Below are 24,907 nucleotides of genomic sequence, written 5' to 3' on the forward strand. Positions count from 1 at the left end.
GCTTTTACCGCGAGCACGGCTTACGTCGCCGCCACGGACACGCAAATGCCGCGGGCACGGAATTCACCGGGACACGCGAAAAAGGGCAGCACAAATATCGGCCGCCGAATAGCACTTCTTTGTATACGGTGCCCGTGTTAATGCCGCAGACCCGACATGTTTACGGGAGGTTGCGAGTTCCTCACACGGTCGGTGCGGTCGCCGCCCGCGCCGAAACGCAACCGGTGCGCGGTCGTCGCGCGCTCCGTGTGCAGCGCCGTGACCGCCCGCGCGCGCTCGCTGTCGCCGCGCGCCACGGCGTCCACGATCGCGCCGTGCTCCGCCCAGGAGTCCACCGGGTCGGCGGGCGCGTCCAGCACGAACATCCAGGCGATCTTGTGACGCAGCTGGGTCAGCATCGAGGTCAGCGCCGGGCTGCCGGAGGCCTGGGCGAGCGTCTCGTGGAACCAGCCACCCAGGGAGCGCAGGTCCTCGCTGTTGCCCCGCCTGGCCCGCTCCTGGCCCAACCTGACCAGGCCGCGCAGCACCTTCAGATGGGCCTCGGTACGCCGCTGCGCGGCGCGTGAGGCACCCAGCGGCTCCAGGAGCATGCGCATCTCCAGGAGGTCGGCACCCTCCTGCTCGGTGGGTTCCGCGACGCACGCGCCCGCGTGCCGCCGGGTCACCACGAACCCCTCGGCCTCCAGGGTGCGCAGGGCTTCACGGACGGGGACGCGGGAGACGCCGTAGCGGCGGGCGAGCAGTTCCTCGGTGAGGCGGCTGCCACGCTCGTAGACACCGGCGACGATGTCGTCCCGGATCGCCGTGCACACCGAGTGCGCCGGAATACGCATGACCGACCTCCGCCTTAATCCCCGTGAAACGTCGACGATTGACGCTTGTCCAGTGACTCTATTGCAATGAGCGGGAATTTCCGACGGCGGACCGGAATCCATGGATATTTTTTGGACAGCAGGGGGCCGGAAACACCGAAAGCCCCGGCTGGAGAGCCGGGGCTTCGGGAAGTGCCGCAGTCCGTCGCGGGACGGTCGGTGCTCGCGGGGGCCGGTACGCGCCGCTGACGGCGGCCCGGCCTGCGCGGCGACGGGTTGTCAGACGCTCACGCCGTGCGAACGGAGGTAGGCGACCGGGTCGATGTCCGAGCCGTACTCCGCCGTCGTACGGGCCTCGAAGTGCAGGTGCGGGCCGGTGGTGTTGCCGGTCGCGCCGGACAGGCCGATCTGCTGGCCGGGAGTGACCGTCTGACCCACCGAGACGCCGATGGACGACAGGTGACCGTACTGCGTGTACGTCCCGTCGATCATCTTGATCACGATGTTGTTGCCGTACGCGCCGCCCCAGCCGGCCTCGACGACCGTGCCCGAGCCGACCGCGTGCACGGACGTGCCGCTCGCCGCGTGGAAGTCGATGCCGGTGTGGGTGCCGGAGGCCCACAGCCCGCTGCTGGCCTGGTAGCCGGTGGAGACGTACGAGCCGGTGACGGGCAGCACGAAGGTGTTGAGGCGCTTGCGCTCGGCCTCGCGCGTGGCACGCTCCTTGGCCTCGCGGGCCTTCTCTGCGGCTGCCGCGGCCTCCTTGCGCGCGGCGGCCTCGGCGGCCTCCCTGCGCGCGGTGTCCTCGGCGGCCTGCTGCTGGGCGGCCGCCTGGGCGTCGATCTTCTCGGCGAGCGAGTCACCGATGGTGATGACCGGGGTGAGGCCGGTCTGCTCGACAGAGGGCTCCGCGGCGAGCGCGGGAGCGGCCAGGGTGCCGACGACACCGGTGGTGGCGAGCGCGGCGACGCCCGCCGCGCGAACGGTGGTGCGGTGCATCCGGCTGGGACGACGGTGCTTCCCGGCGGCGCGGGTGAACGCCATGAAGTGGCTGGTCCTTTCCTTCCTTCTCGCCTACCGGGTTAGCTGACGGGTTCGGAGCAGGAAGGTCTCCTACGGACCCCCTCGCTGGCGCGCGGGCGTCCGATTCACCCCAGGGACTCATGGTGGGTCCCCGGCTCCCCTGGCTCGCGCCATACGGGGACTCGGCGATGACTGCCCGGTGCCGCGGATGCGGCGCGGTGCCTGACGGACAGCCGGCATGACGCTAGACGCGGCCGCTTTCAATCCTCAAACGGATCACGCTTTTTGTAGCGCACGCCACAGAGCAGACAGGATTGCTCTCCCTCAATTCGGACATACGGCGGCCCTGACGACTCCTCAGTCACCAGGGCCCCGCAGGCGTCTCCGGCCGCCGGCCGGCCGGTCCGCTACTCGGCGGAGACGACGGTGACTTCGCCGATGCCGAGGGCCTCCACGGGCTCCTTGATCTGAGCCGCGTCCCCGACGAGGACCGTCACCAGACGGTCCACCGGGAAGGCGCTCACGACCGCCGCCGTGGCCTCCACCGTGCCGGTCGCGGCGAGCTGCTGGTAGAGCGTCGCCTGGTAGTCGTCGGGCAGGTGCTGCTCGACCTGGTCGGCCAGCGTGCCCGCGACGGCCGCCGCGGTCTCGTACTTCAACGGCGCCACACCGACCAGGTTCTGTACGGCGACATCGCGCTCGGCGTCGGTGAGCCCGCCTTCGGCGAGCGTGCGGAGCACCGTCCACAGGTCCTGGAGGGCGGGGCCCGTGTTGGGCGTGTCCACGGAGCCGCTGATGGCGAGCATCGCGGCGCCGGTGCCGTCCGGGGCGGAGCGCAGCACCTGCCCGAACGCCCGCACGCCGTAGGTGTATCCCTTCTCCTCGCGCAGGACGCGGTCCAGGCGCGAGGTGAGGGTGCCGCCGAGGCAGTAGGTGCCCAGCACGCGCGCGGGCCACACGCGGTCGTGCCGGTCGGGGCCCACGCGGCCGATGAGCAGCTGCGTCTGGACGGCGCCGGGACGGTCCACGATGACGACCCGGCCCGTGTCGTCTGCGGTCACGGGCGGCACCGGCCGGGGCTCGGCCTGGAAGCCGGTCCAGGCGCCCAGGGTGTCGCCGAGCAGCGCGTCGAGGTCGATGCCGGTGAGGTCACCGACGACGACGGCGGTCGCGGTGGCGGGGCGGACGTGCTTCTCGTAGAAGGCGCGAACCGCCGCGGAGTCGATCGCGGTGACCGTCTCCTCGGTGCCCTGGCGCGGACGCGACATGCGCGCCGTCGCAGGGAACAGCTCCCTGGAGAGTTCCTTGGCGGCCCGGCGGGAGGGGTTGGCCAGCTCGTGCGGGATCTCGTCGAGCCGGTTGCGGACGAGGCGCTCGACCTCACTGTCGGCGAACGCGGGTGCCCTGAGGGCGTCGGCGAGCAGGTCGAGCGCCTTGGGCAGGCGGGAGACCGGCACTTCGAGGCTCAGCCGGACACCGGGGTGGTCGGCGTGCGCGTCGAGGGTGGCGCCGCTGCGCTCCAGCTCGGCGGCGAACTCCTCGGCGGAGAGCTTGTCGGTGCCCTCGGAGAAGGCGCGGGCCATGATCGTGGCCACGCCGTCGAGACCGGCCGGTTCGGCGTCCAGGGGCGCGTCCAGGAGTACCTCGACGGCGACGACCTGCTGGCCGGGGCGGTGGCAGCGCAGGACCGTCAGGCCGTTGTCGAGCGTCGCGCGCTCGGGGGCCGGGAACGCCCACGGCCGCGCCTCGCCGGCCTGCGGCTGGGGGTGGAAGTCCATCGTGGCGAGCTCGGTCACTTGGCCGCCTCCTCGTTCTCGTCCTCGTCGGCGGGGTTCTCGGTGCCCTCGATGGGCTCATAGACCAGCACGGCCCGGTTGTCGGGGCGCAGCCGGGCCTTGGCGACCTCCTGGACCTCCTCTGCCGTCACCTCCAGCACGCGGTGCACGGCGGTGAGGGCGAGCTGCGGGTCACCGAACAGGACGGCGTAGCGGCACAGTTCGTCGGCACGGCCCGCGACCGTACCGAGCCGGTCCAGCCACTCGCGCTCCAACTGGGCCTGGGCGCGCTCCATTTCCTCGGGCGTGGGGCCTTCCTCGGCGAACCGGGCGAGCTCCTCGTCGATGGCGGTCTCGATGACCGGCACCTCGACGTCACCTGAGGTCTTCACGTCCAGCCAGCCCAGGGAGGGCGCACCCGCCAGCCGCAGCAGACCGAAGCCGGCCGCCACAGCCGTACGGTCGCGCCGTACGAGCCGGTTGTACAGGCGGGAGGACTCGCCGCCGCCGAGGACGGTCAGCGCCAGGTCGGCCGCGTCGCACGCGCGCGTGCCGTCGTTCGGCAGCCGGTAGGCGGCCATCAGGGCGCGCGCGGGGACCTCCTCCTCCACGACCTCGCGCAACTGCTCGCCGATGGTCTCGGGCAGGGTGCCGTCGCGCGGGGCGGGCTTCCCGTCGTGGGAGGCGATGGAACCGAAGTACTTCTCGATCCAGGCGAGCGTCTGCTCCGGGTCGATGTCGCCGACCACCGACAGCACCGCGTTGTTGGGCGCGTAGTACGTACGGAAGAAGGCGCGCGCGTCCTCCAGGGTCGCCGCGTCCAGGTCGGCCATGGAGCCGATCGGCGTGTGGTGGTAGGGATGGCCCTCCGGGTAGGCGAGGGCGGTCAGCCTCTCGAACGCGGTGCCGTAGGGGACGTTGTCGTAGCGCTGGCGGCGCTCGTTCTTCACGACGTCCCGCTGGTTCTCCATGGACTCGTCGTCCAGGGCCGCGAGGAGGGAGCCCATGCGGTCGGCCTCCAGCCAGAGGGCGAGCTCCAGCTGGTGGGTCGGCATGGTCTCGAAGTAGTTGGTGCGCTCGAAGCTGGTGGTGCCGTTGAGCGAGCCGCCCGCGCCCTGGACGAGCTCGAAGTGGCCGTTGCCCTTGACCTGGCCGGAGCCCTGGAACATCAGGTGCTCGAAGAGGTGAGCCAGTCCGGTGCGGCCGTTGACCTCGTGGCGCGAGCCGACGTCGTACCAGAGGCACACCGCCGCGACCGGGGTCAGGTGGTCCTCGGAGAGCACCACGCGCAGGCCGTTGGCCAGGCGGTGCTCTGTCGCTGTCAGGCCGCCGGAGCCTGCCTGCGCTGTGGCCGTGTGACCCATGGGCATGTCGTCCCTTCGATCGCGGATGCGGTCGTCGAAAACCGCGGTTTTCCTGCTGTCCTGCCACTGTATGCAAGCGTGTGGAGCCCCGGCGAAGTTCCCGGGCGACATACGCCCACAGCGGATCGCGTAGCCTGCGGGCAGTCGTGCCGCACGGCGGCACCTGTTCCGAAGCAGCGGCACCTGTGAACGCCGGGCCGGGGGCCCGGCGTCGGGTCCTGGTCCGCGTTGTCAGTGCCGCGGTCCACAATGGTCCGCGTCAGATCCCGTTCACGCTTGAGCAAGGAGCCGGCAGCGATGGCCCGCCGCAGCACGAAGACCCCGCCGCCCGACGACTCGTACGAGGAGAAGATCCTCGACATCGACGTCGTCGACGAGATGCAGGGCTCCTTCCTCGAGTACGCGTACTCGGTCATCTACTCCCGCGCCCTGCCGGACGCCCGTGACGGCCTCAAGCCGGTGCACCGCCGCATCGTCTACCAGATGAACGAGATGGGGCTGCGCCCCGACCGCGGGTACGTGAAGTGCGCCCGTGTCGTCGGCGAGGTCATGGGCAAGCTGCACCCGCACGGCGACGCGTCGATCTACGACGCCCTGGTCCGCATGGCCCAGCCGTTCTCCATGCGGGTGCCCCTGGTCGACGGCCACGGCAACTTCGGCTCCCTGGGCAACGACGACCCGCCGGCCGCCATGCGGTACACCGAGTGCAAGGCCGCCGAGCCCGCGAGCCTGATGACGGAGTCCATCGACGAGGACACCGTCGACTTCGCCCCCAACTACGACGGCCAGGAACAGGAGCCGGTGGCCCTGCCCGCCGCCTTCCCGAACCTCCTGGTGAACGGCGCGTCTGGCATCGCGGTCGGCATGGCCACCAACATGCCGCCGCACAACCTCGCCGAGGTCATCGCGGCCGCCCGCCACCTGATCCGCTACCCGAACGCCGATCTCGACGCCCTGATGCGGCTCGTCCCGGGCCCCGACCTGCCCACCGGCGGCCGGATCGTCGGCCTCTCCGGCATCCGCGACGCCTACGAGACGGGCCGCGGCACCTTCAAGATCCGCGCGACGGTGTCCGTGGAGACGGTCACCGCCCGGCGCAAGGGTCTCGTCGTCACCGAGCTGCCCTTCACGGTCGGCCCCGAGAAGGTCATCGCCAAGATCAAGGACCTGGTCGGCGCGAAGAAGATCCAGGGCATCGCCGACGTCAAGGACCTCACCGACCGCGCACACGGCCTGCGCCTGGTCATCGAGATCAAGAACGGCTTCGTGCCGGAGGCCGTCCTGGAGCAGCTCTACAAGCTCACGCCGATGGAGGAGTCCTTCGGCGTCAACAACGTGGCGCTGGTGGACGGCCAGCCCCTCACCCTGGGCCTCAAGGAACTCCTGGAGGTCTATCTCGACCACCGCTTCACCGTCGTACGCCGGCGCTCCGAGTTCCGCCGCGGCAAGAAGCGCGACCGTCTGCACCTGGTCGAGGGTCTACTCACGGCGCTGCTGGACATCGACGAGGTGATCCGCCTCATCCGCTCCAGCGACAACTCGGCGCAGGCGAAGGAACGCCTGATGGAGCGCTTCTCCCTGTCGGAGATCCAGACGCAGTACATCCTGGACACGCCGCTGCGCCGCCTCACCCGGTTCGACCGGATCGAGCTGGAGTCGGAGAAGGACAGGCTGAACGCGGAGATCGCGGAGCTGACCCGGATCCTCGACTCGGACACCGAGCTGCGCAAGCTGGTCTCCGCCGAACTAGCCGCGGTCGCCAAGAAGTTCGGCACCGAGCGGCGCACGATCCTGCTGGAGTCGGCGGGCACCACCGTGTCGGCCGTCCCCCTCCAGGTGGCTGACGACCCGTGCCGGGTGCTCCTGTCCTCGACGGGACTGCTGGCCCGTACGGCGAACGCCGACCCCTTCCCGGAGGACGCCGACGGCAAGCGCACCAAGCACGACGTGATCGTCTCGGCGGTGCCGGCGACGGCGCGCGGCGAGGTCGGGGTGGTCACGTCGGGCGGCCGCCTGCTGCGCCTGAACGTGGTCGACCTGCCGCAGCTCCCGGACACGGCGGCGGCGCCGAACCTCGCAGGCGGCGCGCCGCTGGCGGAGTTCGTGTCACTGGAGGGCACCGAGACGGTGATCTGCCTGACCACGCTCGACGAGTCGTCCCCCGGACTGGCGCTCGGCACGGAACAGGGCGTCGTCAAGCGCGTGGTCCCCGACTACCCGTCCAACAAGGGCGAGCTGGAGGTCGTCACCCTCAGGGAGGGCGACCGGATCGTCGGCGCGGTCGAGCTGCGCACCGGCGAGGAGGACCTGGTCTTCATCACGGACGACGCGCAGCTCCTGCGGTTCCAGGCCTCGCAGGTGCGGCCGCAGGGCCGTGCGGCGGGCGGCATGGCGGGCGTCAAGCTCACCGAGGGCGCCAAGGTCATCTCGTTCACCGCCGTCGACCCGGCCGCGGACGCGGTGGTGTTCACCGTCGCCGGTTCGCGCGGCACCCTGGACGACTCCGTCCAGACGACGGCCAAGCTGACCCCGTTCGACCAGTACCCGCGCAAGGGCCGGGCGACCGGCGGCGTGCGCTGCCAGCGCTTCCTGAAGGGCGAGGACTGCCTGTCCCTGGGCTGGGCCGGCCCCGTCCCGGCGCGCGCCGCCCAGAAGAACGGCACGCCGGCCGAACTCCCGGAGATGGACCCGCGCCGCGACGGCTCAGGTGTGTCCCTGGCGAAGACGGTGTCGGTGGTGGCGGGACCGCTCTAGCTAGACAGACCCCGCGGCGCCGCCCCACTCATCGGGATCCAGCTCTTCGGGATCCAGCTCTTCGAGGGCCGGCTCTTCGAGGGCCGGCTCTTCGGGATCCTGTACGTAGCGCAGGACGCCCCACATGCCGTGCTCGTCGGCGTGCGGGGCGTCGCTTCTGCACCCGTCGAGCTCCTTGCCGAGGGCCGGCACGTCGATGCCGGAGCCGATCAGCACGAGCTGCGTGAGGCGCTCCCCGGCGGACGGCCACGCCTGGGGGTAGAAGCGCAGGAACCGCCCGACGGCGTGGACGTCGTACCGGTTGCCGGGATCGTGCGGTCCGAAGTCGACGTGCCCCTTGATCCGGTACAGCCCTTCCGGCCTGCTGTCGAGGAACCGCATCAGCCGACGCGGGTCGAGCGGGACGTCGGAGGTGAAGGACAGGCTGTCGTAGGCGGTGTGCAGGTGACCGGCGTGCTCGTCGTGGGCGGTGGGTGCGGTGTGCGCGGTGCCTGCGGGGGGATCGCCGGGGGCGGTGCGCTCGGTGCGCTCCGCGGTGTCTGCGGTGCGCTCGGCGCGCCCGGGCAGGTCGTCGAAGGACAGCTGCCCGACACGCTCCTCGCTCGGCCGGCCGTCGAAGAGGAACTCCGGATCGATACGGCCGTACGTGGCGGGGACGACAGCGGCGCGGTCGGTGAGGGACCGAACCAGGCCGAGGATCCGCTCCGGTTCCGGTGCCCGGTCGAGCTTGTTGACGACGACGAGGTCGGCGAGCGCGAGGTGCCGGTCGACCTCGGGATGCCTGACCCGGATGGCGTCGAACTCGGCGGCGTCGACGACCTCGACGAGACCGCCGTACACGATTCCCGGATGCTCGCTGGCGAGCACCATGCGCACGAGTTCCTGCGGCTCGGCCAGACCACTGGCCTCGATGACGATGACGTCGATGCCGGCGCCGGGCCGGGCGAGCCGCTCCAGGTAGACGTCGAGTTCACCGGCGTCCACGGCACAGCACAGGCACCCGTTGCCCAGCGAAACGGTGGAGTCGCCGAGCGCGCCCGCGACGGCCATCGCGTCGATCTCGATGGCACCGAAGTCATTCACGAGGGCACCGATACGACTGCCTCCGCTGCGGTGCAGGAGATGGTTGAGGAGCGTGGTCTTGCCGGACCCCAGGAATCCGGCGAGGACGACGACCGGGATCTGCCGCCGGTGCGGGCCGAAGCCGGGACTGGCGCTCGAATGCGGACTCGACTGGCTCAACGTGCGACCTCTCACGCCCACGCGTGCACCGGCACACGGTCCGGCACACGTACGAAGATTGAATGCCGACACAGGATACGAGCCGGAAGAATCTCCGCGAAGTGAACGATTGTTAGCAGCCTTTGCGGGGCAGACGTTGGGCAGACGTCGGAGTGTGCGACCCTCGCTTCCCTCCGTGCGCCTCCTCTCCGCCTCCCCGCCGATCAGAGCCGCTCGGCACCATGGGAGACGGCAAGCGCCGCCCACCGCTCGCCGGTCCCCATCAGTCGACCCGCACCCCGACGACCGGCGGACGGCCGCCTGATTCGGGGGTTTTGACATGGCCACACAGAAGAAGACCGCGGGGAGGTCGGGCTCAACCGCTCTGAGCCTTCTGCTCGCCGCCGCCACGATGGCGCTGGCGGCCCGGCAACGGCGTCAGGAAGCGGCGCGTCTGACAGAACAGCGCCTGGAGGAACGGCGCCTGCAGCTAGCGGAGTTGACGATCCGGCGTACCGCCCTGGCTCACCAGCAACGCATGCACTGGGAACTGCTCGCCCGGGCCATCGACGACCCCTCCCTCGCCGCGGTGATCGACACCTGGGACAAGAACATCCCCGCGGAGAAGCGCCGCCAGTTCTTCTACGCCAACGCGTGGTACGTCCACCTGTTCCACCTGTACCAGGCGGGCCTCGTGGACCGGGAGGAGCTGTACACGCGTTTGCGTGAGTTCTTCCAGAGCTCCCTCTTCCGCGAGTACTGGAAGGCCTCGAAGACGCAACGGGCGTCCTTGAACCAGTCGTCGGAGGAGGCGTCGATCGGCCACATGGTCGACGGACTCGTCTCGGATCTCGACGAGGCCGACACGGACGAGTGGTGGGTGGTGGGGACACCTCCGACCGACTGACACTCCCGGCCCCTCACTCACAGAACCGGTCAACCCTGCAGCATCACGCACACACCCGAGTGACATTTGTTGATGTCGCCCACGGACACCTCTCGAATCCCAGTAGGTTTTGCTCAGCACTGTGCCCACACCTTTTGTAAGGACCGGTAACTCTTGAAGATCGTGCGCCGCATCGGTGTGCCTCCGAGCGCCCGTGGCAGTAGCTCAGGATCCACCTGCCCGGACGTGTTCGAACTCAGTGACGGAAACTTCGCCGTGATCGGCACCGAGGCCACCGAGGCGCTGGACGGTGAACTGCCCGCGGATGCCGGCCGCGCCGACTACGAACGCATCGTCATCGTGAGCAGAGAAACCCTGATCCGCGCCAAGGCGGACATCCCCGACGCCTGACACCATCGCACGAGCACGGGTCCACCCCGACCCGTCCCGTCCTACCCCCCGAGCGCACGGAACCGTTGAGCGAGTCGGGCACCCACACGGCGAGCAGCCCGGCACCCCGTCGCTGCCCGGTCACCACCGATGAGGCCTGGCGTCAGAACGACACCAGGCCACACGCGTATCTCAGACCGCCGCCGGCACGGCCACCGGCGCCTCCGGCCCCACATACCGCGCCACCGGCCGGATGATCTTCGAGTCGGCGGCTTGTTCCAGGACGTTCGCGCTCCACCCCACCACCCGCCCGGCCGCGAAGGTGGGGGTGAACATCGCGCGGGGCAGGCCGCACAGTTCCATGACCACTCCCGCGTAGTACTCGACGTTCGTGTGCAGCTCCCGGCCCGGTTTGAGTTCGGCGAGGATCGCCTCGACCCGGCGTTCCACCTCGACGGCGAACTCGACGCGCGGGCCGCCGAAGCTCTGGGCGATCTCGCGCAGCAGCCGGGAACGGGGGTCCTCCGTACGGTAGATCGCGTGGCCGAACCCCATCACGCGCTCACCGGCCAGGACCCGTTCGCGAATCCAGGGGTCGGTGCGGTCGGGGCTGCCGATCGCGTCCAGGGTGTCCAGTGCCCGGCTCGGCGCACCGCCGTGCAGCGGGCCCGACAGTGCCCCCACCGCTCCGACGAGGCATGCCGCCACGTCCGCCCCCGTCGAGGCGATGACGCGCGCGGTGAACGTTGACGCGTTGAATCCGTGATCAATGGTGGTGATCAGGTACTGCTCGATCGCCCTGGCCAGCCGCGCCTCCGGCTCGACACCGGTCAGCATGTAGAGGTAGTTCGCCGCATAGGACAGATCGTCGCGCGGCTCGACGGGATCCAGCCCGAGACCCAGCCGGTGGAGTCCCGTGAGCAGGGTCGGTACGGCGGCGGCCGCAGCGAGGGCGTCCCGCCGGCGCTGGTCGGCGTCGATGTCGTAGACCGGGCGGAATCCCTTCGCCGCACCGAGCAGCGACAGTGCCGTGCGCATTCCGGCCAGCGGGCCGGAGGGACCACTGGCCGCCGCGATGGCGGGCAGGGCAGCCCGCACCTCGTCGGGCAGTCGGCGCAACGTGGCGGTCTCCGCGCCGAATGCGGCGGCGCGTCCGGGGTCAGGGAGTTCGCCGTGCACCAGGAGGTGCCAGACGTCCTCGAAGCCTCGCGTGCGAGCCAGCTCGACGGCCGAGTACTGGCGGTAGTGATAAAACCCCTCGATCCCCCGTACGTCGCCGATCTCGGTCTCGGTGACCACGACACCCGCGAGCCCCCGCGGCACCTCGATGACGGCAGCCGACCTGTTGACGGACATGGCATCCTCCTTGAACTTGATTCGACTGTCTATGCTTGACTGTAATCATGTCAACATTGATTGAATCAACTTAGCGAGTTGCGGCTACGGTGACCCCCATGCGCGATCAAGAACCCGCCCCCGGCGACACGGAGCGGCGGCTCAGCACCAAGGAAGCCGCCGAACTGCTCGGCGTGAAGCCCGAGACCGTGTACGCGTACGTGAGCCGGGGCCAGCTGGGCAGCCGACGCGTCGCCGGCGGCCGGGGCAGCACCTTCGACGCCCGGGAGGTGGAGGCACTCGCCCGGCGCAACAGGCGGGACAGTGGCCCGAGTTCAATCGGCGGTGAGCTGTCCGTACGCACCCGCCTCACGCTCATCGAGACGGACCGGTACTACTTCCGGGGCGTCGACGCAGTCGAATTGGCCGCCCGCCATTCCTACGAAGAGGTCGCCGAGTGGCTGTGGACCGGGCAGTTGAGTCCCGGTGTCGCCTTCACCGCGCCCCGCGCCTCGGTCGCGGTCGCCCGGCGCGTCGTGGAGGCACTGCCCGAACACACCACTCCGACGGACCGGTTGCGGGTCGCTGCGATCGCCGCGGCGGCCGCGGACCCGCTCCGGTTCGACCTGTCCGAGGAGTCCGTGCTCGGCACCGCGCGCACCCTCATCCCCACCCTGGTCGCCGCGCTGCCGCCGATGGGGCGGGGCCACCGTGACGGCGGCCCCATGGCTCACCGGCTGTGGACACGCCTCAGCGGGACGGCCGCCGACGAGGCCTCCCTGCGCGTCCTGGACACGGCGCTCGCCCTCCTCGTCGACCACGACCTCGCGGCCTCGACCCTCGCGGTGCGGGTCGCCGCGTCGGCACGCGCGCACGCCTACGCGGCCGTCTCCGCCGGGCTCGGCGTGCTGGAGGGTCCTCTGCACGGCGCGGCCAGCGGAGTCGCCCACCGACTGCTGCTCGACGTGCTGGACCACGGCAGCGCGGCGCCCGTGATCGCGGACGAGTTGCGCGCGGGCCGCCGCATCCCCGGGCTGGGCCACCGGCTGTATCCCGGCGAGGACCCCCGCGCGCGTGCCCTGTTCGGCCTCCTGGAGGAGATGCCCCGGGCGGCGCCCGCCCTCGCCGCGGCCCGCGACATCGTGGCCACCGCCGCTCGGCACACCCCGTTGCACGCCAACGTCGACCTGGCTCTCGCCGTGTTCACGGCGTCCTGCGGCATGCTTCCCACGGCGGGCGAGACGATCTTCGCCGTGGCCCGTACGGCGGGCTGGATCGCCCACGCCCTGGAGGAGTACGGGGAACGCCCCCTGCGCATGCGGCCGAGCGGTCACTACGTCGGCGCACGACCCCCGCGGCCCCTTCCGGAGCAGGACCCACGGCGGCCGTAGGCAATCCCGCCGCGAGTCAGGTTAGGCTCACCTCTGTGAGTACGTGCTCAACCGTCTCCCAGAGCCTCGACGAGCCCCTCTCGGGAACCGCGCCCACCGCGAGCGCCTGGCTGCTCATCGAGCAGACGGGGCCGTGGGGTCCCAGAGCGCTCACTTCGAGCCACCTGGACCCCCTGGTCGGGCGCGCCCTGGAAGCGGCCGCGGAGGGCACGGGCGTACGCGTCGCGCTCATCCGGCGGCCCGGACGGCACGCCGACAGCGGCACGGTCACCTCGCGTCAGGTGTACGCGGCTCACACCCGCCCCGGGAACGCCTGGCTGCACGAGGCCACCACCTGCGATCCCCGGCGTCTGCTGGACGTCGACTTCGCCGCTCTCGGCGCGGGCGACCACCGCGGCTTCGACAGGGCGGTCCAGGGCCGGCCTCACGCGGGCAGCCCTCTCGCGCTCGTGTGCACCAACGGCAGGCGTGACCGCTGCTGCGCGCTGCTCGGGCGGCCCCTCGCGGCCGAGCTGGCCGCCGCCGGCGCGGACGGCACCTGGGAGGTCACCCATCTGGGTGGTCATCGTTTCTCCCCGACGCTGCTCGTCCTGCCGTACGGACACGCCTACGGCCGGGTCGGAGCCGCCGACGTGGAGGCGATCCTGCACGGCGTCCGGGAAGGGCGGGTCGTCGTGGACGGCTGCCGTGGGAACTCCGCCTGGGACCGGCCCGGGCAGGCGGCGGAGCTCGCGGTGCGCACCTCGGTGGGCGAGTACGCGGCGGACGCCCTGACCGTCGTGCGGACCGACGGTACGGCTCCGCGCTGGGAGGTGACCGTCGCGCACACCGACGGACGCCACTGGCGCGTCGTCGTGGCCCAGGGCGCCTCCGCGCCGCCCCGCCCGGAGACCTGCGGAACCTCGGTCCTCGGCTCGCCGGCACGCATGGACGTGGTGCGGGTGCAGGAACTGACGGCGGCCCTGACGGGCTGAGGGAGGCCGTGCCCCCCTGCGCTCCGGGCGGCGAACGTGCGGGCCGCAGGGGATTCGCCGAACGTGTGGGCCGCAGGGGACTCACCGGCGACCGCACTCCGACCGCTGCCGCGCCGGCCTGCCAGTTCTCCGACCCGCCCCGACGCCGTACCCGAGCATTGACCAGTTGATCCCGACGCCGCCCTTGATCAACACGATCCAGGTCAGACCCCCTCGACCGCACTTTCCGCCCGTCCACGTACCGTCATGGGTATGAGCCCCACTCCCCCCGCACGCCGTCTGCGCCTCGGTCTGCCCCGGCGGGTGTTCTCGCAGGTGCTGCTGATGCAGCTGGCGATCGCCGCGGGGGTCGCGGTGCTCGCGACCGGACTGTTCCTCGCGCCGCTCAGCCAGCAGCTGGACGACCAGGCGATGCGCCGGGCGCTGTCCATCGCGCAGACGACCGCCGCGCAGCCGCGGATCGCGGAGGAGGTCGAGACCACGCCTCCGACGGCCGCGGGCCCCGTCCAGCAGGAGGCGGAGCGGATCCGCCTCGCCACCGACGCCGAGTACGTCGTGGTGATGGACCTGCGGGGCATCCGCTGGTCGCACACCGAGCCCCGGGAGATCGGCAGGAAGGTCTCCACCGACCCGCGCCGGGCCATCGCCGGCAAGGACGTCATGGAGATCGACAGCGGCACCCTGGGCCGCTCCGCGCGCGGCAAGGTGCCCCTGCGCAACAGCGCGGGCGACATAGTCGGCGCGGTGTCCGTGGGCATCGCGTACGACAGCGTGCGGGCGCGGCTGATCCACGCGATCCCGGGGCTGTTCGCGTACGCCGGTGGCGCGCTGGCCGTCGGCGCGCTCGCCGCCTGGCTGATCTCCCGCCGGGTGCAGCGGCAGACCCGGGACCTGGCCTTCTCGGACATCTCCGGGCTTCTCGCGGAGCGCGAGGCGATGCTGCACGGCATACGGGAGGGCGTCGTCGCCCTGGACCGCGCCGGCCGTGTCCGCCTCCTCAACGACGAGGCGCAGCGCCTTCTGGGCATAGGTGACGAGGTCGTCGGCCGGTCCCCCGACGACGCGCTCGGCACCGGACGTACGGCCGACGTGCTGGCCGGCCGGGTCACGGGCACCGACCTGCTCACCGTCCGCGGCCAGCGCGTCCTGGTCGCCAACCGCATGCCCACCGACGACGGCGGCGCCGTCGCCACCCTCCGCGACCGCACCGAACTTGAGCAGCTCGGCCGGGAACTCGACTCCACCCGCGGTCTGATCGACGCGCTGCGCGCCCAGGACCACGAGCACGCCAACCGCATGCACACGCTGCTCGGGCTGCTGGAACTGGAGATGTACGACGACGCCGTGGAGTTCGTGGGAGAGGTGGTCGGGGACCACCGCGCGACCGCGGAACAGGTCACCGAGAAGATCCACGACCCCTTGCTCGCCGCTCTGCTCGTCGGCAAGGCCACCGTCGCCGCCGAGCGCGGGGTCGCTCTGTGGGTCTCCGACGGGACGCGGCTCCCGGACCGGCTGGTCGAGCCCCGGGGGCTCGTCACGGTTGTCGGCAACCTGGTGGACAACGCCCTGGACGCCGTGGCCGGCACCGCGCACGCGCGCGTGGAGGTCGAAGTGCGCGCGGACGGCCGTACCGTCGTGCTCCGCGTGCGGGACACCGGACCGGGCATCCCTGCGGAGCACCACGAGTCGGTGTTCACGGAGGGCTGGACCACGAAGAAACCGCCCGCGCACCGGGAACGCGGTATCGGACTGTCCCTGGTGCGCAGGTTCGCCGAGCGGCAGGGCGGCAGCGCTTCGGTCGGCGAAGCGGCGGGCGGCGGCGCGGAGTTCACCGTCGTCCTGCCCGAGGCCCTGGCAGGACCGGACCTGGAACCGGCCCTCACCGCCCCCTCCGTGCCGCGGACCGCGCCCCGGGAGGAGTCGTGATCGAGGTGCTGGTCGTGGACGACGACACGCGGGTCGCACGCGTCAACGCCGCCTACGTCGAGAAGGTGCCGGGGTTCCATGTGGCCGGTGAGGCGCACAGTGCCGCCGAGGCGCTGCGTCAGCTGGAGACGCTACCGCACCTGGACCTCGTGCTCATGGACCACTACCTGCCCGACGAGACGGGACTGGCGGTCGTCCAGGAGATGCGCCGACGCGGTCATCAGACCGACGTGATCATGGTGACGGCGGCACGGGACGTGACGACCGTGCAGGCGGCGATGCGGCAGGGCGCCCTGCAGTACCTGGTCAAACCGTTCGCCTTCGCGGGCCTGCGGGCCAGGCTGGAGGCGTACGCGAAGCTGCGGCACACCCTTGACAGCGGCGGTGAGGCGGAACAGGCCGAGGTGGACCGCATCTTCGGCGCGCTGTCCACGCCTTCGGAGCCCGACCTGCCCAAAGGGCACTCCCCCACCACCGCGGAGCTCGTCCGGCGGTCCCTGATGAACGCCGAAGGCCCCCTGTCCGCCCAGGAGATCGCCGAGCGGACGGGGGTGAGCCGCCAGACCGCCCAGCGCTATCTGAAGCTCCTGGAGCGCACGGGCCGGGCCCGGCTCACTCTCCGATACGGCGACGCGGGCCGCCCCGAACACCGTTACGTGTGGGCGACCCGCACCTGAGGCACGGCCCTTGGGGCGGGGGAAGGGGCCGTACGCCCTCCTCACACACGCACGGCGGGCGCGGAGATGTCAGCCGGCCGCCTTCTTCACGAACTCGGTCGTGTACGTCTTGCTCAGATCGACCGTCGCGTTCTGGATGTTGGGGTTGAACGCCTTGAGCACCTTCTCGACGGTCTCGGGGCCCTCCGCGGGCATCACGCCGTCCTTGGTGAACATCGGCAGCGTGCTCTTGATGGCCACCGCGTAGAGCATCTTGTTGCCCTGCGAGTAGTCGGCCGGCATCGTGTCGGCGATCTCGCTCGCGCTGTGCGTGGACATCCACTTGAGCGTCTTGACGAATGCATTGGCCAACTTCTGCACGGTGGCCTTGTGACTGTTGACCCAGCTCGTCTGCATGTACAGGCTCGACGAGGGGTACGGCCCGCCGAGGGCCTCCTCCGAGCCCTGCGGGGTACGCATGTCGAGCAGCACCTTCCCCGCCTTCTTGTCGAGGATCGTGGCGACGGTCGGGTCGGTGGTCATGCCTCCGGCGATGGAGCCCTGCTGGAGCGCCGAGATGAAGGTCGGCCCCGCGCCGACGGCGACCGGCGTGAAATCGCTGACCTTGACGCCGTTCTTGACGGCGAGGTACTTGGTGAGGAAGTCCGTCGAGGAACCGAGGCCCGTGACACCGAGCTTCTTGCCCTTGAAGTCCTTGGGCGAGGTGATGTCGCCCGCCGCCTTGGTGGAGACGATCTCCACCTCGCCCGGCGCGTGCGAGAACTGCACCACGGACTCGACGGCCTTGCCCTTGACCTGCAGATCGAGGGTGTGGTCGTAGAAGCCGACGGCGCCCTGCACCTGGCCGGAGACGAGTGCCGTCTCGGCCTGCACCCCCGCCGGCTCGCTCAGCAGTTCCACCTCGAGGCCCTCGGCGTCGAAGAAGCCGAGCCGCTGGGTGAGCATGGCCGGCAGGTAGATGACCTTGTCCAGACCACCGACCATGATCTTGACCTTCTCGCCCTTGCCGTCCCCCTTGCCACCGGAGCCGGAGGAGGCGGTGCTCGCCGCGTCGTTGGCGCAGGCGGTGAGCGAGGAGAGAGCGAGCAGACCGGCGGCGGCCAGCGCGGCGATTCTGGCGGACTTGCGCATGCGGTTCACGTCCTTGTGAGTGGGCGGAGCGGGGAGGAGGAGACTCGGGAGGAGGGGCCGGTTCAGCTGTCGGAGTCCGACGGCTTCCAGCGGAAGATGCGGCGCTCGCCGAAGGTCAGCAGCCCTTCGGCGAGCAGCGCGACGACAGCGAGGAGGACCATCGCGGCGTACACCCCGGCCGCGTTGAAGGTGCCCTGCGACTGCGCGACGAGCAGGCCGATGCCCTTGGTCGCGCCGATGTACTCACCGACGATGGCGCCGATGAGGGCGAAGCCGAAGCTGACGTGGAGGCTGGTGAAGATCCAGGAGGTGGCGGACGGGATGACGACCTGGAGCGTCACCCTGCGGTCGCTGGCACCCAGGATCCTGGCATTGGCGACAAGATTGCGGTCGACCTCGCGGGCACCCTGGAACGCGTTGAAGAACACCGGGAAGAACACCAGGACGACGGCCGAGGCGACCTTGGAGGCCGGGCCGAGCCCGAACCAGATCACGAAGATCGGGGCGAGGACGATCCTGGGAATCGAGTTGAGCACCTTGATGTAAGGACCAAGAACATCGGCGAGCAAGGTGATCCGCCCCAGCGCGATGCCGAAGACCACACCGCCGACCACACCGAAGACCCAGCCGAGCAGCGCCTCGTACAGCGTGTACCAGATCTGTTCGCCCAGCGGACCCAGCGCGGTGCCGTGCGTCACCCAGGTGTAGATCTGGTCCCAGATCTTCGAGGGCATCGAGAAGTTGAACGGGTCGATGATCTTGGTCCGGGCGCACACCTCCCACAGACCGAGAACGGCGACCAGGAGGATCACGCGGGCGGCCGTGACGACGAGCCTGCGTCTGCGTGCGGCACGCGCGCGCGTCTGGGCGCGATCCGTCTTGCCGCCGGACTCGGTGAGGGGCAGCGCGACCGCGGCCTCGGGCAGGATGTCAGGCGACATCGGCCGCACCCCTCTCCCGCGTGATGCGCACCTCTTCGCCGAGGGACTCCCAGATCTCGCGGTAGATCTCGATGAACCGCGACTCCAGGCGGACGGATTCGACCTTGCGCGGCCGCGGCAGGTCGATGTCGAAGACCTGCTTGACGGTGGCGGGCCCGGCGGTCATCACCACGACCTTGTCGGCCAGCGCGATGGACTCCTCCAGGTCATGGGTGACGAAGACGACGGAGGCGCGCGTGCCCTCCCACAGTTCGAGCAGTTCGTCCGACATCAGAGCGCGGGTCTGCACGTCGAGCGCGGAGAACGGCTCGTCCATCAACAGGATCTCGGGGTCGTTGACGAAGGTCGCGGCCAGCGCGACACGTTTGCGCTGACCGCCGGAGAGCTGGTGCGGGTAGCGGTCCTCGAAGGCGCTCAGGCCCACCCGGGCCAGCCAGTCGCGCGCCCTGCTCTTCGCCTCCGCCTTGGGCACACCGCGAAAGCGCGGGCCCGCCATGACGTTGGACAGGACGGTGCGCCAGGGAAACGTGGCGTCCTGCTGGAAGACGAAGCCGACCTTGTCGCCGACGCCGCGTACCGCCTCGCCGGAGACCAGAACCTCACCCTCGCTCGGCTCCTCAAGGCCGCTGACCAGTGTCAGCGTGGTCGACTTGCCGCACCCCGTGGGACCGACGACCGCCACGAACTCCCCACGTCCCACCGTGAGATCCAGTCCCCTGACGGCCGTGTGCAGACCCCCGGAGGGGGTCCGAAACGTCTTGCTCGCGCCCCGCAACTCGATGGCGGGGCTGGTGTCTGCGCTCATGGCCGGACGGTAGAAGTGGCGCGCGCCACAGCAGCAGTCTTCTGAGCACATGCCGTTCTTTTGCCTGCAACGGCCTGTTGTGCTTCTTTTGCTCGCGCTACAACAGCGAAGCCGAAACACGGGCGCAACGCCTGTCAGGCCTTGACGGAAAGAGGCCCGATGATTGACGTCCTGGTCGTGGACGACGACTTCCGCGTCGCCGAGATCAACGCCAAGTACGTGGGGAAGGTTCCCGGATTCCGGGTGGCCGCCCGCGCGCACAGTGCTGCCCAGGCACTGGCCGCGGTCCAGCGCGGCACCATAGATCTGGTGCTGCTCGACCACTACCTGCCCGACGGGACAGGCCTCGACCTCGTCCATCGCATGCGGGAACAGGGCCACGGCACCGACGTCATCATGATCACGGCGGCCGGGGACGTGGCGACCGTGCAGACCGCCATGCGCCTCGGCGCCCTGCACTACCTCGTCAAGCCCTTCACCTTCGCCGCGCTGCGTACCCGTCTGGACTCCTACGCCGCCCTGCGCCGCACCGTCGACCGGGTCGGCGGCGGTCGCGGCATCGCGGGTCAGGAGCAGGTCGACCGGATCTTCAGCGCCCTGCGCACCACACCGGCGCCGCCCGCACCGGGGCTGCCGAGTGGCCACTCAGAGCCGACCACCGACCTGATCTGCCGCGTCCTGCACAGCGCGAACCATCCGCTGTCCGCCCACGAGGTCGCCGCAGAAACGGGCCTGAGCCGCTCCACCGCCCAGCGCTACCTGCGGCACCTGGAACAGGCCGGCCGCCTCCGCCTCTCCCTCAAGTACGGCGACACGGGCCGCCCGGAACACCGCTACGCCTGGGTGACTCCGTAGCCGTATGCCCTACGACCGTCACGGCGTCGCCTCTACACAGCCCCCGCCCCGGTCAGTGAGCGCACTTCGGTCTCCGCGTGCTTGGCCTCGTCGGGCAGCTCCGCCGAGGTGACGGTGCCGAGCCAGCCCGCCAGAAAGCCCAGCGGGATCGAGACGAGCCCGGGGTTCTGCAGCGGGAAGTACTGGAAGTCGACGCCGGGAAACAGCGATTCCGGGCTCCCCGACACGACGGGAGAGAGCAGCACGAGGACCAGGGCCGGGACGAGACCGCCGTAGACGGCCCATACGGCACCGCGGGTGGTGAAGCCGCGCCAGAACAGGGAGTACAGCAGCACCGGCAGGTTGGCCGAGGCCGCTACGGCGAACGCGAGGCCCACCAGGAACGCGACGTTGAGATCGCGCGCGAGGAGTCCGAGGGCGATCGCGACCACCCCGATGCCGACCGCGGCGACGCGTGCCACGGCGACCTCGCTGCGCGGCTTGGAGTGGCGGCGCCGCAGGGACGCGTAGAGGTCGTGGGCCACGGAGGCCGACGAGGCGAGCGTGATTCCCGCGACCACCGCGAGGATCGTTGCGAAAGCGACGGCGGCGACGACCGCGAAGAGAACCGTCCCCCCGGTGGAGTCGGCACCGCCGCCGAGGTCGAGGGCCAGCAGCGGGACGGCCGTGTTGCCGGCCGCGTTCGACCCTCGTACGGCATCCGGGCCCACGATCGCCGCGGCCCCGAAGCCGAGGACGATCGTCATCAGGTAGAACCCGCCGATCAGGCCGATGGACCAGACGACGGAACTCCTTGCCGCCCGCGCGGTGGGCACGGTGTAGAACCGCGACAGGATGTGCGGCAGTCCGGCCGTGCCCAGCACCAGCGCGAGACCCAGGCTGATGAAGTCGAGGCGGGCCGTCCAGTCGCCGCCGTACTTCAGTCCGGGTGCCAAAAACGCGTCGCCGTGCCCACTGCGCGCCGCCGCCGTGAGCAGCAACTGGTCGAAGTCACCGTGGAAACGCACCAGGACGAGCACGGTCAGCGCGATGGTGCCGCCGAGCAGCAGGACCGCCTTCACGATCTGGATCCAGGTGGTGGCCCGCATCCCTCCCAGCGACACATAGATCACCATCAGCGCACCGACACCGATGACGGTCCAGGTCTGCGCCGCCTTGCCCGTGCCGCCGAGCAGCAGCGCGACCAGGCTGCCCGCGCCCACCATCTGCGCCACCAGGTACAGCACGGACACCGTGACCGAGGACGTACCCGCCGCGATCCGTACGGGCCGCTCGCTCATCCGCGCCGCGACCACGTCGGCCAACGTGAACCGCCCGCAGTTGCGGACCAGTTCGGCGACCAGGAACAGCACCACCAGCCAGGCCACCAAGAAGCCCACCGAGTACAGCAGCCCGTCGTAGCCGAACAGCGCGATGATCCCGGAGATCCCCAGGAAGGACGCCGCGGACATGTAGTCGCCCGCGATGGCAAAGCCATTCTCCATGGGTGAGAAGAGACGGCCGCCGGCGTAGAACTCCTCGGCCGAGCCGTGCCGGTGACGGCTCACCCATGTCGTGATGCCCAACGTGACCGCGACGAACGCGCTGAACAGCAGCAGCGCCAGAGTCTGGTGCTCGCCTCTCACAGCACACCGCCCCGCACACCGCGCGTGAGTTCCTGGGTGTCCCACCGCAGTTCGAGCGCGGCCCGGTCCCTGCGCAGCCGCGCGTGGCGGGTGTACGCCCAGGTGAGCAGGAACGTGGAGAGGAACTGCCCGAGCCCGGCGAGCATCGCGACGTTCACCGCGCCGGCCACGGGCCGCGCCATCAGCCCGGGCGCGGTGGTGGCGGTCACCACATAGGCCAGGTACCAAGTGAGGAACACGGCCACGCCCGGCACCACGAACCTGCGGTAGCGGCTGCGCACCTCCTGGAACGCGGCGCTGCGCTGCACCTCGAGGTACACGTCGGCCGCCGCGGCGGCCCGTGCCTCACCCTGCCGACTCGCCGGGACGGCCGCGGGCGCGCCTGCCGTGTGCGACTCACCCCATCCGGAGGCGAGCGCGTCGTACCAGGGGTCGTCGTACCGGACGCTGCCGGACGTCTCGTTGGCGGCCTGGTCATGACCGGTGGGGGTCTCGGCCGGACTCTCGGCACCACCCGCGTCCCCGCGGGGAAGGCCGTTGCTTGACTGCATGCCCAAGGATGGACAGAACGGGAAGATCCCCGACACTTCTTCCCCGCGGTCTTCACCCCATCAGGTGACTCAATTCACCGCTGGCCGCACAAGACCCTTCGCATACGCATAACGGACCGCCTGTGCACGGTCCTTGAGCCCGGTCTTGGCGAACAGGTTGTTGATGTGGGTCTTCACGGTCGCCGTGGAGACGTGCAGCCGACGGGCGATCTCCTGATTGCTCAGGCCCTCGGCGATCAGCACCAGCACCTCGGTCTCCCGCACGGTGAGTCCGTCCGGCACCTCGGCGGGCGCCGCGGGCGGGGGCTCGGGTTCGGACAGCCGCTCCAGCAGACGCCGTTGGATGCTCGGCGACAGCCCCGCATCCCCGGACAGCACGCTCTGCACCGCCCGCACGATCTCGTCGCCCCCCGCGTCCTTGGTGAGATAGCCGCGCGCACCGGCTCTCAACGCGGGGAACAGCGAATCGTCGTCGGCGAAGGTCGTGAGCACAACGACCTGCGTGCCGGGATACTCGGCCCGGATGCGCCGGGTCGCCTCCACCCCGTCGCACCGAGGCATCCGCAGGTCCATCAGCACGACGTCGGGGGCGAGTTCGGCGACCAGCTCCACCGCTTGGTTCCCATCACCCGCCGCACCGACGACCTCGATGCCGGGCAGCAGCCCCAGCAACATCACGATGCCCTCGCGGACGACGGTCTGATCGTCCGCGACCACGACCCGCGCGGGCTTCCTCGTCGCCTCCTGCGTCATACGGGCACCTGCAACCTCACCACAAACCCCTCCTCGTCCGGCCCGGCGGCCAAAGAGCCGCCCAGCAACTCGGCACGCTCCCGCATGCCGAGCAGACCGTACCCGGCTCCGGTGGCCGTGAGTTCGCCGGGCGAACCACCCGTGTCCCGCACGACGAGGGCCACTTGGTGATCGCCGTAGACGAGCTGCAAGCGCACCTTCGCGCTGGGGGCGTGTTTGCGGACGTTCGTCAGGGCTTCCTGGGCGACCCTGCGCACCGCCTGCGACGCCTCGGCAGGCAACGGTCTGCGCTCACCCTCAACGGTGACCTCGGCACCCTCGGACGCGCTGACGAGTTCGGTGAGGAAGTCCTCCAGCGGGGTCAGCTCCCCGCGCAGCGCCGACAGTGCCTGGCGGGTCTCGGACAGGCCGTCGCGTGCCATTCCCCGCGCCGCCACCACTCTTTCGAGGATCTGCTGCTGGTCGGCGCCCCGCTCGATCAGCAGCCGGGCCGCCTCCAGGTGCACGAGCTGCGCCGACAGGCTGTGTGCCAGTACGTCATGGATCTCCCGCGCGATACGGGAACGCTCGGTGAGGGCCGCCGACTCCTTCTCCGCCGCACGCGCGGCCCGCTCCTGAGCGAGCAGTCGCTGCGCGCTCCCTCGGGCCTCGGCGTCCAGCCGTAGGACATATCCGGACAGGGCGAGCCCCGCCGTCGTCGCCGCGGTGGTCAGCCACACGTCGTCGTTGACAGCCGCGTAGGCGGCGAGAGCCACCGAGGTCGCGGGCAGCGCGGCCGCCAGGGGCAGCCGCTCCAGGGAAGCCACGGCGCAGGCGCACCAGAGGACGAGAGCGGGAATTCTGAAACCGGCCGCCTGCGCGGCGACCGCGACGCCCAGCAGCACAACGAGGAGCACCAAGGACGGCCAGAGCCGGTGTGCCAGCGTGGTCCGGAAGAAGGCCCAGGCCGCGAGGGCGGCGAGGACGATGCCGGCGGCCGCTGCCACCGCACCCCAGCCATGGCCGTCGTCACTGGTGAAGACGCCCCAGAGGAGGATGCCGACGGCCAGCAGCCGGGCGACCCTGCCGAGCATGAGCCGAGCCCGGGAGATGCCGGTCCGTCGCAGCGCTTCCGGTGAGGGCCAGCGTGTCCAGGTGTCGTCCTTCACACGCGCTCCTTCCAGGCGGGCCGGGCCGTGGCGTCACCGTACGCCGCACCCGCTTCCGCGGGCCGTTCCAGGGACCGAGTCCGCCAGACCATGATTCCGGAGCGGACGAGCAGGGTGCCCGAGAGGGCGAGCAGCAGTGCGGAGCTGTCCTGGTGGATCCCCAGCACGGCGCCGAGGGCGAACAGGGCGAGGCGCAGGGTGATGCCGACGGCCCATACGGCGACGCTGCTTCTGGTGCTCCTGGTCCACACACCGCCGTCCGCCTCCACCCATATGCGCGAGGTCCAGGCCCAGCCGACGCCGGTGACCAGGCCGATGACCAGCTCGGCGCCGAGCAGAAGCGCGGAGGCGACGTGGTGGTGGGCGTCGAGGATGCCCGGCTCGCGCAGCGCTGTGACCGCCAGGACCGTGGGCACGAGCCACCAGCGCCGGCCGCTGTCGAGCCGGGCGGTGCGGAACTGCCGCACGATCACCAGGGCCACAACGGCCACGATGAGCAACGCGTTGACGAGCCCGGGCATCTGAGCCTCCGTGAGCGAGGAAGGTCGGTGTCGGCAGCGAGCGCTGCCG

General features: G+C 70.7%; 22 protein-coding genes and 1 riboswitch. Of the genes, 8 read left to right on the top strand and 14 right to left on the bottom strand.

Annotation, left to right across the window (positions count from 1 at the left end):
* Positions 1-137 precede the first annotated feature (137 nt).
* From AC07AZ_RS03105 to AC07AZ_RS03120, 4 genes are all read right to left on the bottom strand, one after another.
* Complete coding sequence (locus tag AC07AZ_RS03105) at positions 138-833, bottom strand: GntR family transcriptional regulator (protein WP_478843194.1); 696 nt, start codon at positions 831-833, stop codon at positions 138-140.
* 258 nt (positions 834-1,091) lie between these two features.
* Positions 1,092-1,856 carry a M23 family metallopeptidase gene (locus AC07AZ_RS03110; RefSeq protein WP_478843196.1) on the bottom strand — a complete coding sequence of 255 codons (765 nt, stop codon included), beginning with the start codon at positions 1,854-1,856 and terminating at the stop codon, positions 1,092-1,094.
* Between the two features lie 13 nt (positions 1,857-1,869).
* Positions 1,870-2,033: riboswitch (cyclic di-AMP (ydaO/yuaA leader) on the bottom strand.
* A 209-nt stretch (positions 2,034-2,242) separates the two neighbouring features.
* A complete protein-coding gene (locus AC07AZ_RS03115; protein WP_478843198.1) occupies positions 2,243-3,631 on the bottom strand; it encodes a M16 family metallopeptidase in 1,389 nt (462 codons plus the stop codon).
* Positions 3,628-4,980: a M16 family metallopeptidase gene (locus AC07AZ_RS03120; protein ID WP_478843200.1), complete on the bottom strand. Its 1,353-nt coding sequence runs from the start codon at positions 4,978-4,980 to the stop codon at positions 3,628-3,630. Before AC07AZ_RS03120 ends, AC07AZ_RS03115 begins: the two co-directional genes overlap by 4 nt.
* Positions 4,981-5,271: 291 nt before the next feature.
* On the opposite strand from AC07AZ_RS03120, the gene AC07AZ_RS03125 reads away from it, so the two are divergent.
* Positions 5,272-7,728, top strand: coding sequence for a DNA gyrase/topoisomerase IV subunit A (locus AC07AZ_RS03125; RefSeq protein ID WP_478843202.1), 2,457 nt, complete (start codon positions 5,272-5,274; stop codon positions 7,726-7,728).
* On the opposite strand, the gene AC07AZ_RS03130 is transcribed toward AC07AZ_RS03125, so the two are convergent.
* Positions 7,729-8,970: a CobW family GTP-binding protein gene (locus AC07AZ_RS03130; RefSeq protein ID WP_478843204.1), complete on the bottom strand. Its 1,242-nt coding sequence runs from the start codon at positions 8,968-8,970 to the stop codon at positions 7,729-7,731.
* Positions 8,971-9,289: 319 nt separating this feature from the next.
* Between AC07AZ_RS03130 and AC07AZ_RS03135 the strand changes: the two genes are divergently transcribed.
* Both AC07AZ_RS03135 and AC07AZ_RS03140 read left to right on the top strand, forming a co-directional pair.
* Entirely contained in the window at positions 9,290-9,856 is a 567-nt protein-coding gene (locus AC07AZ_RS03135; RefSeq protein WP_478843206.1) for a DUF6082 family protein, read from the top strand.
* Between the two features lie 153 nt (positions 9,857-10,009).
* Positions 10,010-10,246 carry a hypothetical protein gene (locus AC07AZ_RS03140; RefSeq protein ID WP_356036536.1) on the top strand — a complete coding sequence of 79 codons (237 nt, stop codon included), beginning with the start codon at positions 10,010-10,012 and terminating at the stop codon, positions 10,244-10,246.
* Between the two features lie 171 nt (positions 10,247-10,417).
* Here AC07AZ_RS03140 and AC07AZ_RS03145 read toward each other — a convergent pair whose 3' ends face one another.
* Positions 10,418-11,581, bottom strand: a complete 1,164-nt coding sequence (locus AC07AZ_RS03145) for a citrate synthase/methylcitrate synthase (RefSeq protein WP_478843209.1) — start codon at positions 11,579-11,581, stop codon at positions 10,418-10,420.
* Between the two features lie 98 nt (positions 11,582-11,679).
* Here AC07AZ_RS03145 and AC07AZ_RS03150 point away from each other — a divergent pair, with 98 nt between their 5' ends.
* The 4 genes from AC07AZ_RS03150 (at position 11,680) to AC07AZ_RS03165 (ending at position 16,528) form a co-directional block, all read left to right on the top strand.
* Entirely contained in the window at positions 11,680-12,951 is a 1,272-nt protein-coding gene (locus AC07AZ_RS03150) for a citrate synthase (protein ID WP_478843211.1), read from the top strand.
* A gap of 35 nt (positions 12,952-12,986) precedes the next feature.
* Entirely contained in the window at positions 12,987-13,925 is a 939-nt protein-coding gene (locus AC07AZ_RS03155) for a sucrase ferredoxin (RefSeq protein WP_478843213.1), read from the top strand.
* 252 nt (positions 13,926-14,177) lie between these two features.
* On the top strand, positions 14,178-15,851 hold the full coding sequence (locus AC07AZ_RS03160; RefSeq protein WP_478843215.1) for a sensor histidine kinase: 1,674 nt from the start codon (positions 14,178-14,180) through the stop codon (positions 15,849-15,851).
* Positions 15,848-16,528 carry a response regulator gene (locus AC07AZ_RS03165; RefSeq protein WP_478843217.1) on the top strand — a complete coding sequence of 227 codons (681 nt, stop codon included), beginning with the start codon at positions 15,848-15,850 and terminating at the stop codon, positions 16,526-16,528. Before AC07AZ_RS03160 ends, AC07AZ_RS03165 begins: the two co-directional genes overlap by 4 nt.
* 69 nt (positions 16,529-16,597) lie before the next feature.
* Here the strand turns inward: AC07AZ_RS03165 and AC07AZ_RS03170 are convergent, their stop codons facing one another.
* The 3 genes from AC07AZ_RS03170 to AC07AZ_RS03180 all read right to left on the bottom strand — a co-directional run bounded on the left by AC07AZ_RS03170 (position 16,598) and on the right by AC07AZ_RS03180 (position 19,405).
* Positions 16,598-17,659 (bottom strand): ABC transporter substrate-binding protein, encoded by a 1,062-nt coding sequence (locus AC07AZ_RS03170; RefSeq protein WP_478843219.1) that lies wholly within the window; start codon positions 17,657-17,659, stop codon positions 16,598-16,600.
* 62 nt (positions 17,660-17,721) lie between these two features.
* Positions 17,722-18,600, bottom strand: coding sequence for an ABC transporter permease (locus AC07AZ_RS03175; protein WP_478843221.1), 879 nt, complete (start codon positions 18,598-18,600; stop codon positions 17,722-17,724).
* A complete protein-coding gene (locus AC07AZ_RS03180; protein ID WP_478843223.1) occupies positions 18,590-19,405 on the bottom strand; it encodes an ABC transporter ATP-binding protein in 816 nt (271 codons plus the stop codon). Before AC07AZ_RS03180 ends, AC07AZ_RS03175 begins: the two co-directional genes overlap by 11 nt.
* Positions 19,406-19,564: 159 nt before the next feature.
* Between AC07AZ_RS03180 and AC07AZ_RS03185 the strand changes: the two genes are divergently transcribed.
* The gene (locus AC07AZ_RS03185) at positions 19,565-20,260 is read left to right on the top strand and encodes a response regulator (protein WP_478843225.1); all 696 of its coding nucleotides are present in this window, start codon (positions 19,565-19,567) and stop codon (positions 20,258-20,260) included.
* Positions 20,261-20,292: 32 nt separating this feature from the next.
* Here AC07AZ_RS03185 and AC07AZ_RS03190 read toward each other — a convergent pair whose 3' ends face one another.
* The 5 genes from AC07AZ_RS03190 to AC07AZ_RS03210 form a co-directional block, all read right to left on the bottom strand.
* Positions 20,293-21,885, bottom strand: coding sequence for a solute symporter family protein (locus AC07AZ_RS03190; protein ID WP_478843227.1), 1,593 nt, complete (start codon positions 21,883-21,885; stop codon positions 20,293-20,295).
* Positions 21,882-22,436: a DUF485 domain-containing protein gene (locus tag AC07AZ_RS03195; RefSeq protein ID WP_478843229.1), complete on the bottom strand. Its 555-nt coding sequence runs from the start codon at positions 22,434-22,436 to the stop codon at positions 21,882-21,884. The genes AC07AZ_RS03190 and AC07AZ_RS03195 overlap by 4 nt, the downstream gene beginning before the upstream one ends.
* A gap of 69 nt (positions 22,437-22,505) precedes the next feature.
* Positions 22,506-23,189, bottom strand: coding sequence for a response regulator transcription factor (locus AC07AZ_RS03200; protein ID WP_478843231.1), 684 nt, complete (start codon positions 23,187-23,189; stop codon positions 22,506-22,508).
* Positions 23,186-24,337, bottom strand: a complete 1,152-nt coding sequence (locus tag AC07AZ_RS03205) for a sensor histidine kinase (RefSeq protein WP_478843233.1) — start codon at positions 24,335-24,337, stop codon at positions 23,186-23,188. The genes AC07AZ_RS03200 and AC07AZ_RS03205 overlap by 4 nt, the downstream gene beginning before the upstream one ends.
* Positions 24,334-24,858, bottom strand: a complete 525-nt coding sequence (locus AC07AZ_RS03210; RefSeq protein ID WP_478843235.1) for a DUF1453 domain-containing protein — start codon at positions 24,856-24,858, stop codon at positions 24,334-24,336. The genes AC07AZ_RS03205 and AC07AZ_RS03210 overlap by 4 nt, the downstream gene beginning before the upstream one ends.
* Between the last annotated feature and the right edge of the window lie 49 nt (positions 24,859-24,907).

The organism is Streptomyces sp. NPDC043878, from assembly GCF_056435735.1.

Bases quoted from the DNA above. Each gene is read 5' to 3' on its own strand.
- AC07AZ_RS03185 (WP_478843225.1), top strand. From the start codon at position 19,565: ATGATTGACGTCCTGGTCGTGGACGACGACTTCCGCGTCGCCGAGATC.
- AC07AZ_RS03200 (WP_478843231.1), bottom strand. From the start codon at position 23,189: ATGACGCAGGAGGCGACGAGGAAGCCCGCGCGGGTCGTGGTCGCGGAC.
- AC07AZ_RS03195 (WP_478843229.1), bottom strand. From the start codon at position 22,436: ATGCAGTCAAGCAACGGCCTTCCCCGCGGGGACGCGGGTGGTGCCGAG.
- AC07AZ_RS03135 (WP_478843206.1), top strand. From the start codon at position 9,290: ATGGCCACACAGAAGAAGACCGCGGGGAGGTCGGGCTCAACCGCTCTG.
- AC07AZ_RS03120 (WP_478843200.1), bottom strand. From the start codon at position 4,980: ATGCCCATGGGTCACACGGCCACAGCGCAGGCAGGCTCCGGCGGCCTG.
- AC07AZ_RS03150 (WP_478843211.1), top strand. From the start codon at position 11,680: ATGCGCGATCAAGAACCCGCCCCCGGCGACACGGAGCGGCGGCTCAGC.
- AC07AZ_RS03170 (WP_478843219.1), bottom strand. From the start codon at position 17,659: ATGCGCAAGTCCGCCAGAATCGCCGCGCTGGCCGCCGCCGGTCTGCTC.
- AC07AZ_RS03105 (WP_478843194.1), bottom strand. From the start codon at position 833: ATGCGTATTCCGGCGCACTCGGTGTGCACGGCGATCCGGGACGACATC.
- AC07AZ_RS03145 (WP_478843209.1), bottom strand. From the start codon at position 11,581: ATGTCCGTCAACAGGTCGGCTGCCGTCATCGAGGTGCCGCGGGGGCTC.
- AC07AZ_RS03160 (WP_478843215.1), top strand. From the start codon at position 14,178: ATGAGCCCCACTCCCCCCGCACGCCGTCTGCGCCTCGGTCTGCCCCGG.
- AC07AZ_RS03180 (WP_478843223.1), bottom strand. From the start codon at position 19,405: ATGAGCGCAGACACCAGCCCCGCCATCGAGTTGCGGGGCGCGAGCAAG.
- AC07AZ_RS03110 (WP_478843196.1), bottom strand. From the start codon at position 1,856: ATGGCGTTCACCCGCGCCGCCGGGAAGCACCGTCGTCCCAGCCGGATG.
- AC07AZ_RS03125 (WP_478843202.1), top strand. From the start codon at position 5,272: ATGGCCCGCCGCAGCACGAAGACCCCGCCGCCCGACGACTCGTACGAG.
- AC07AZ_RS03175 (WP_478843221.1), bottom strand. From the start codon at position 18,600: ATGTCGCCTGACATCCTGCCCGAGGCCGCGGTCGCGCTGCCCCTCACC.
- AC07AZ_RS03210 (WP_478843235.1), bottom strand. From the start codon at position 24,858: ATGCCCGGGCTCGTCAACGCGTTGCTCATCGTGGCCGTTGTGGCCCTG.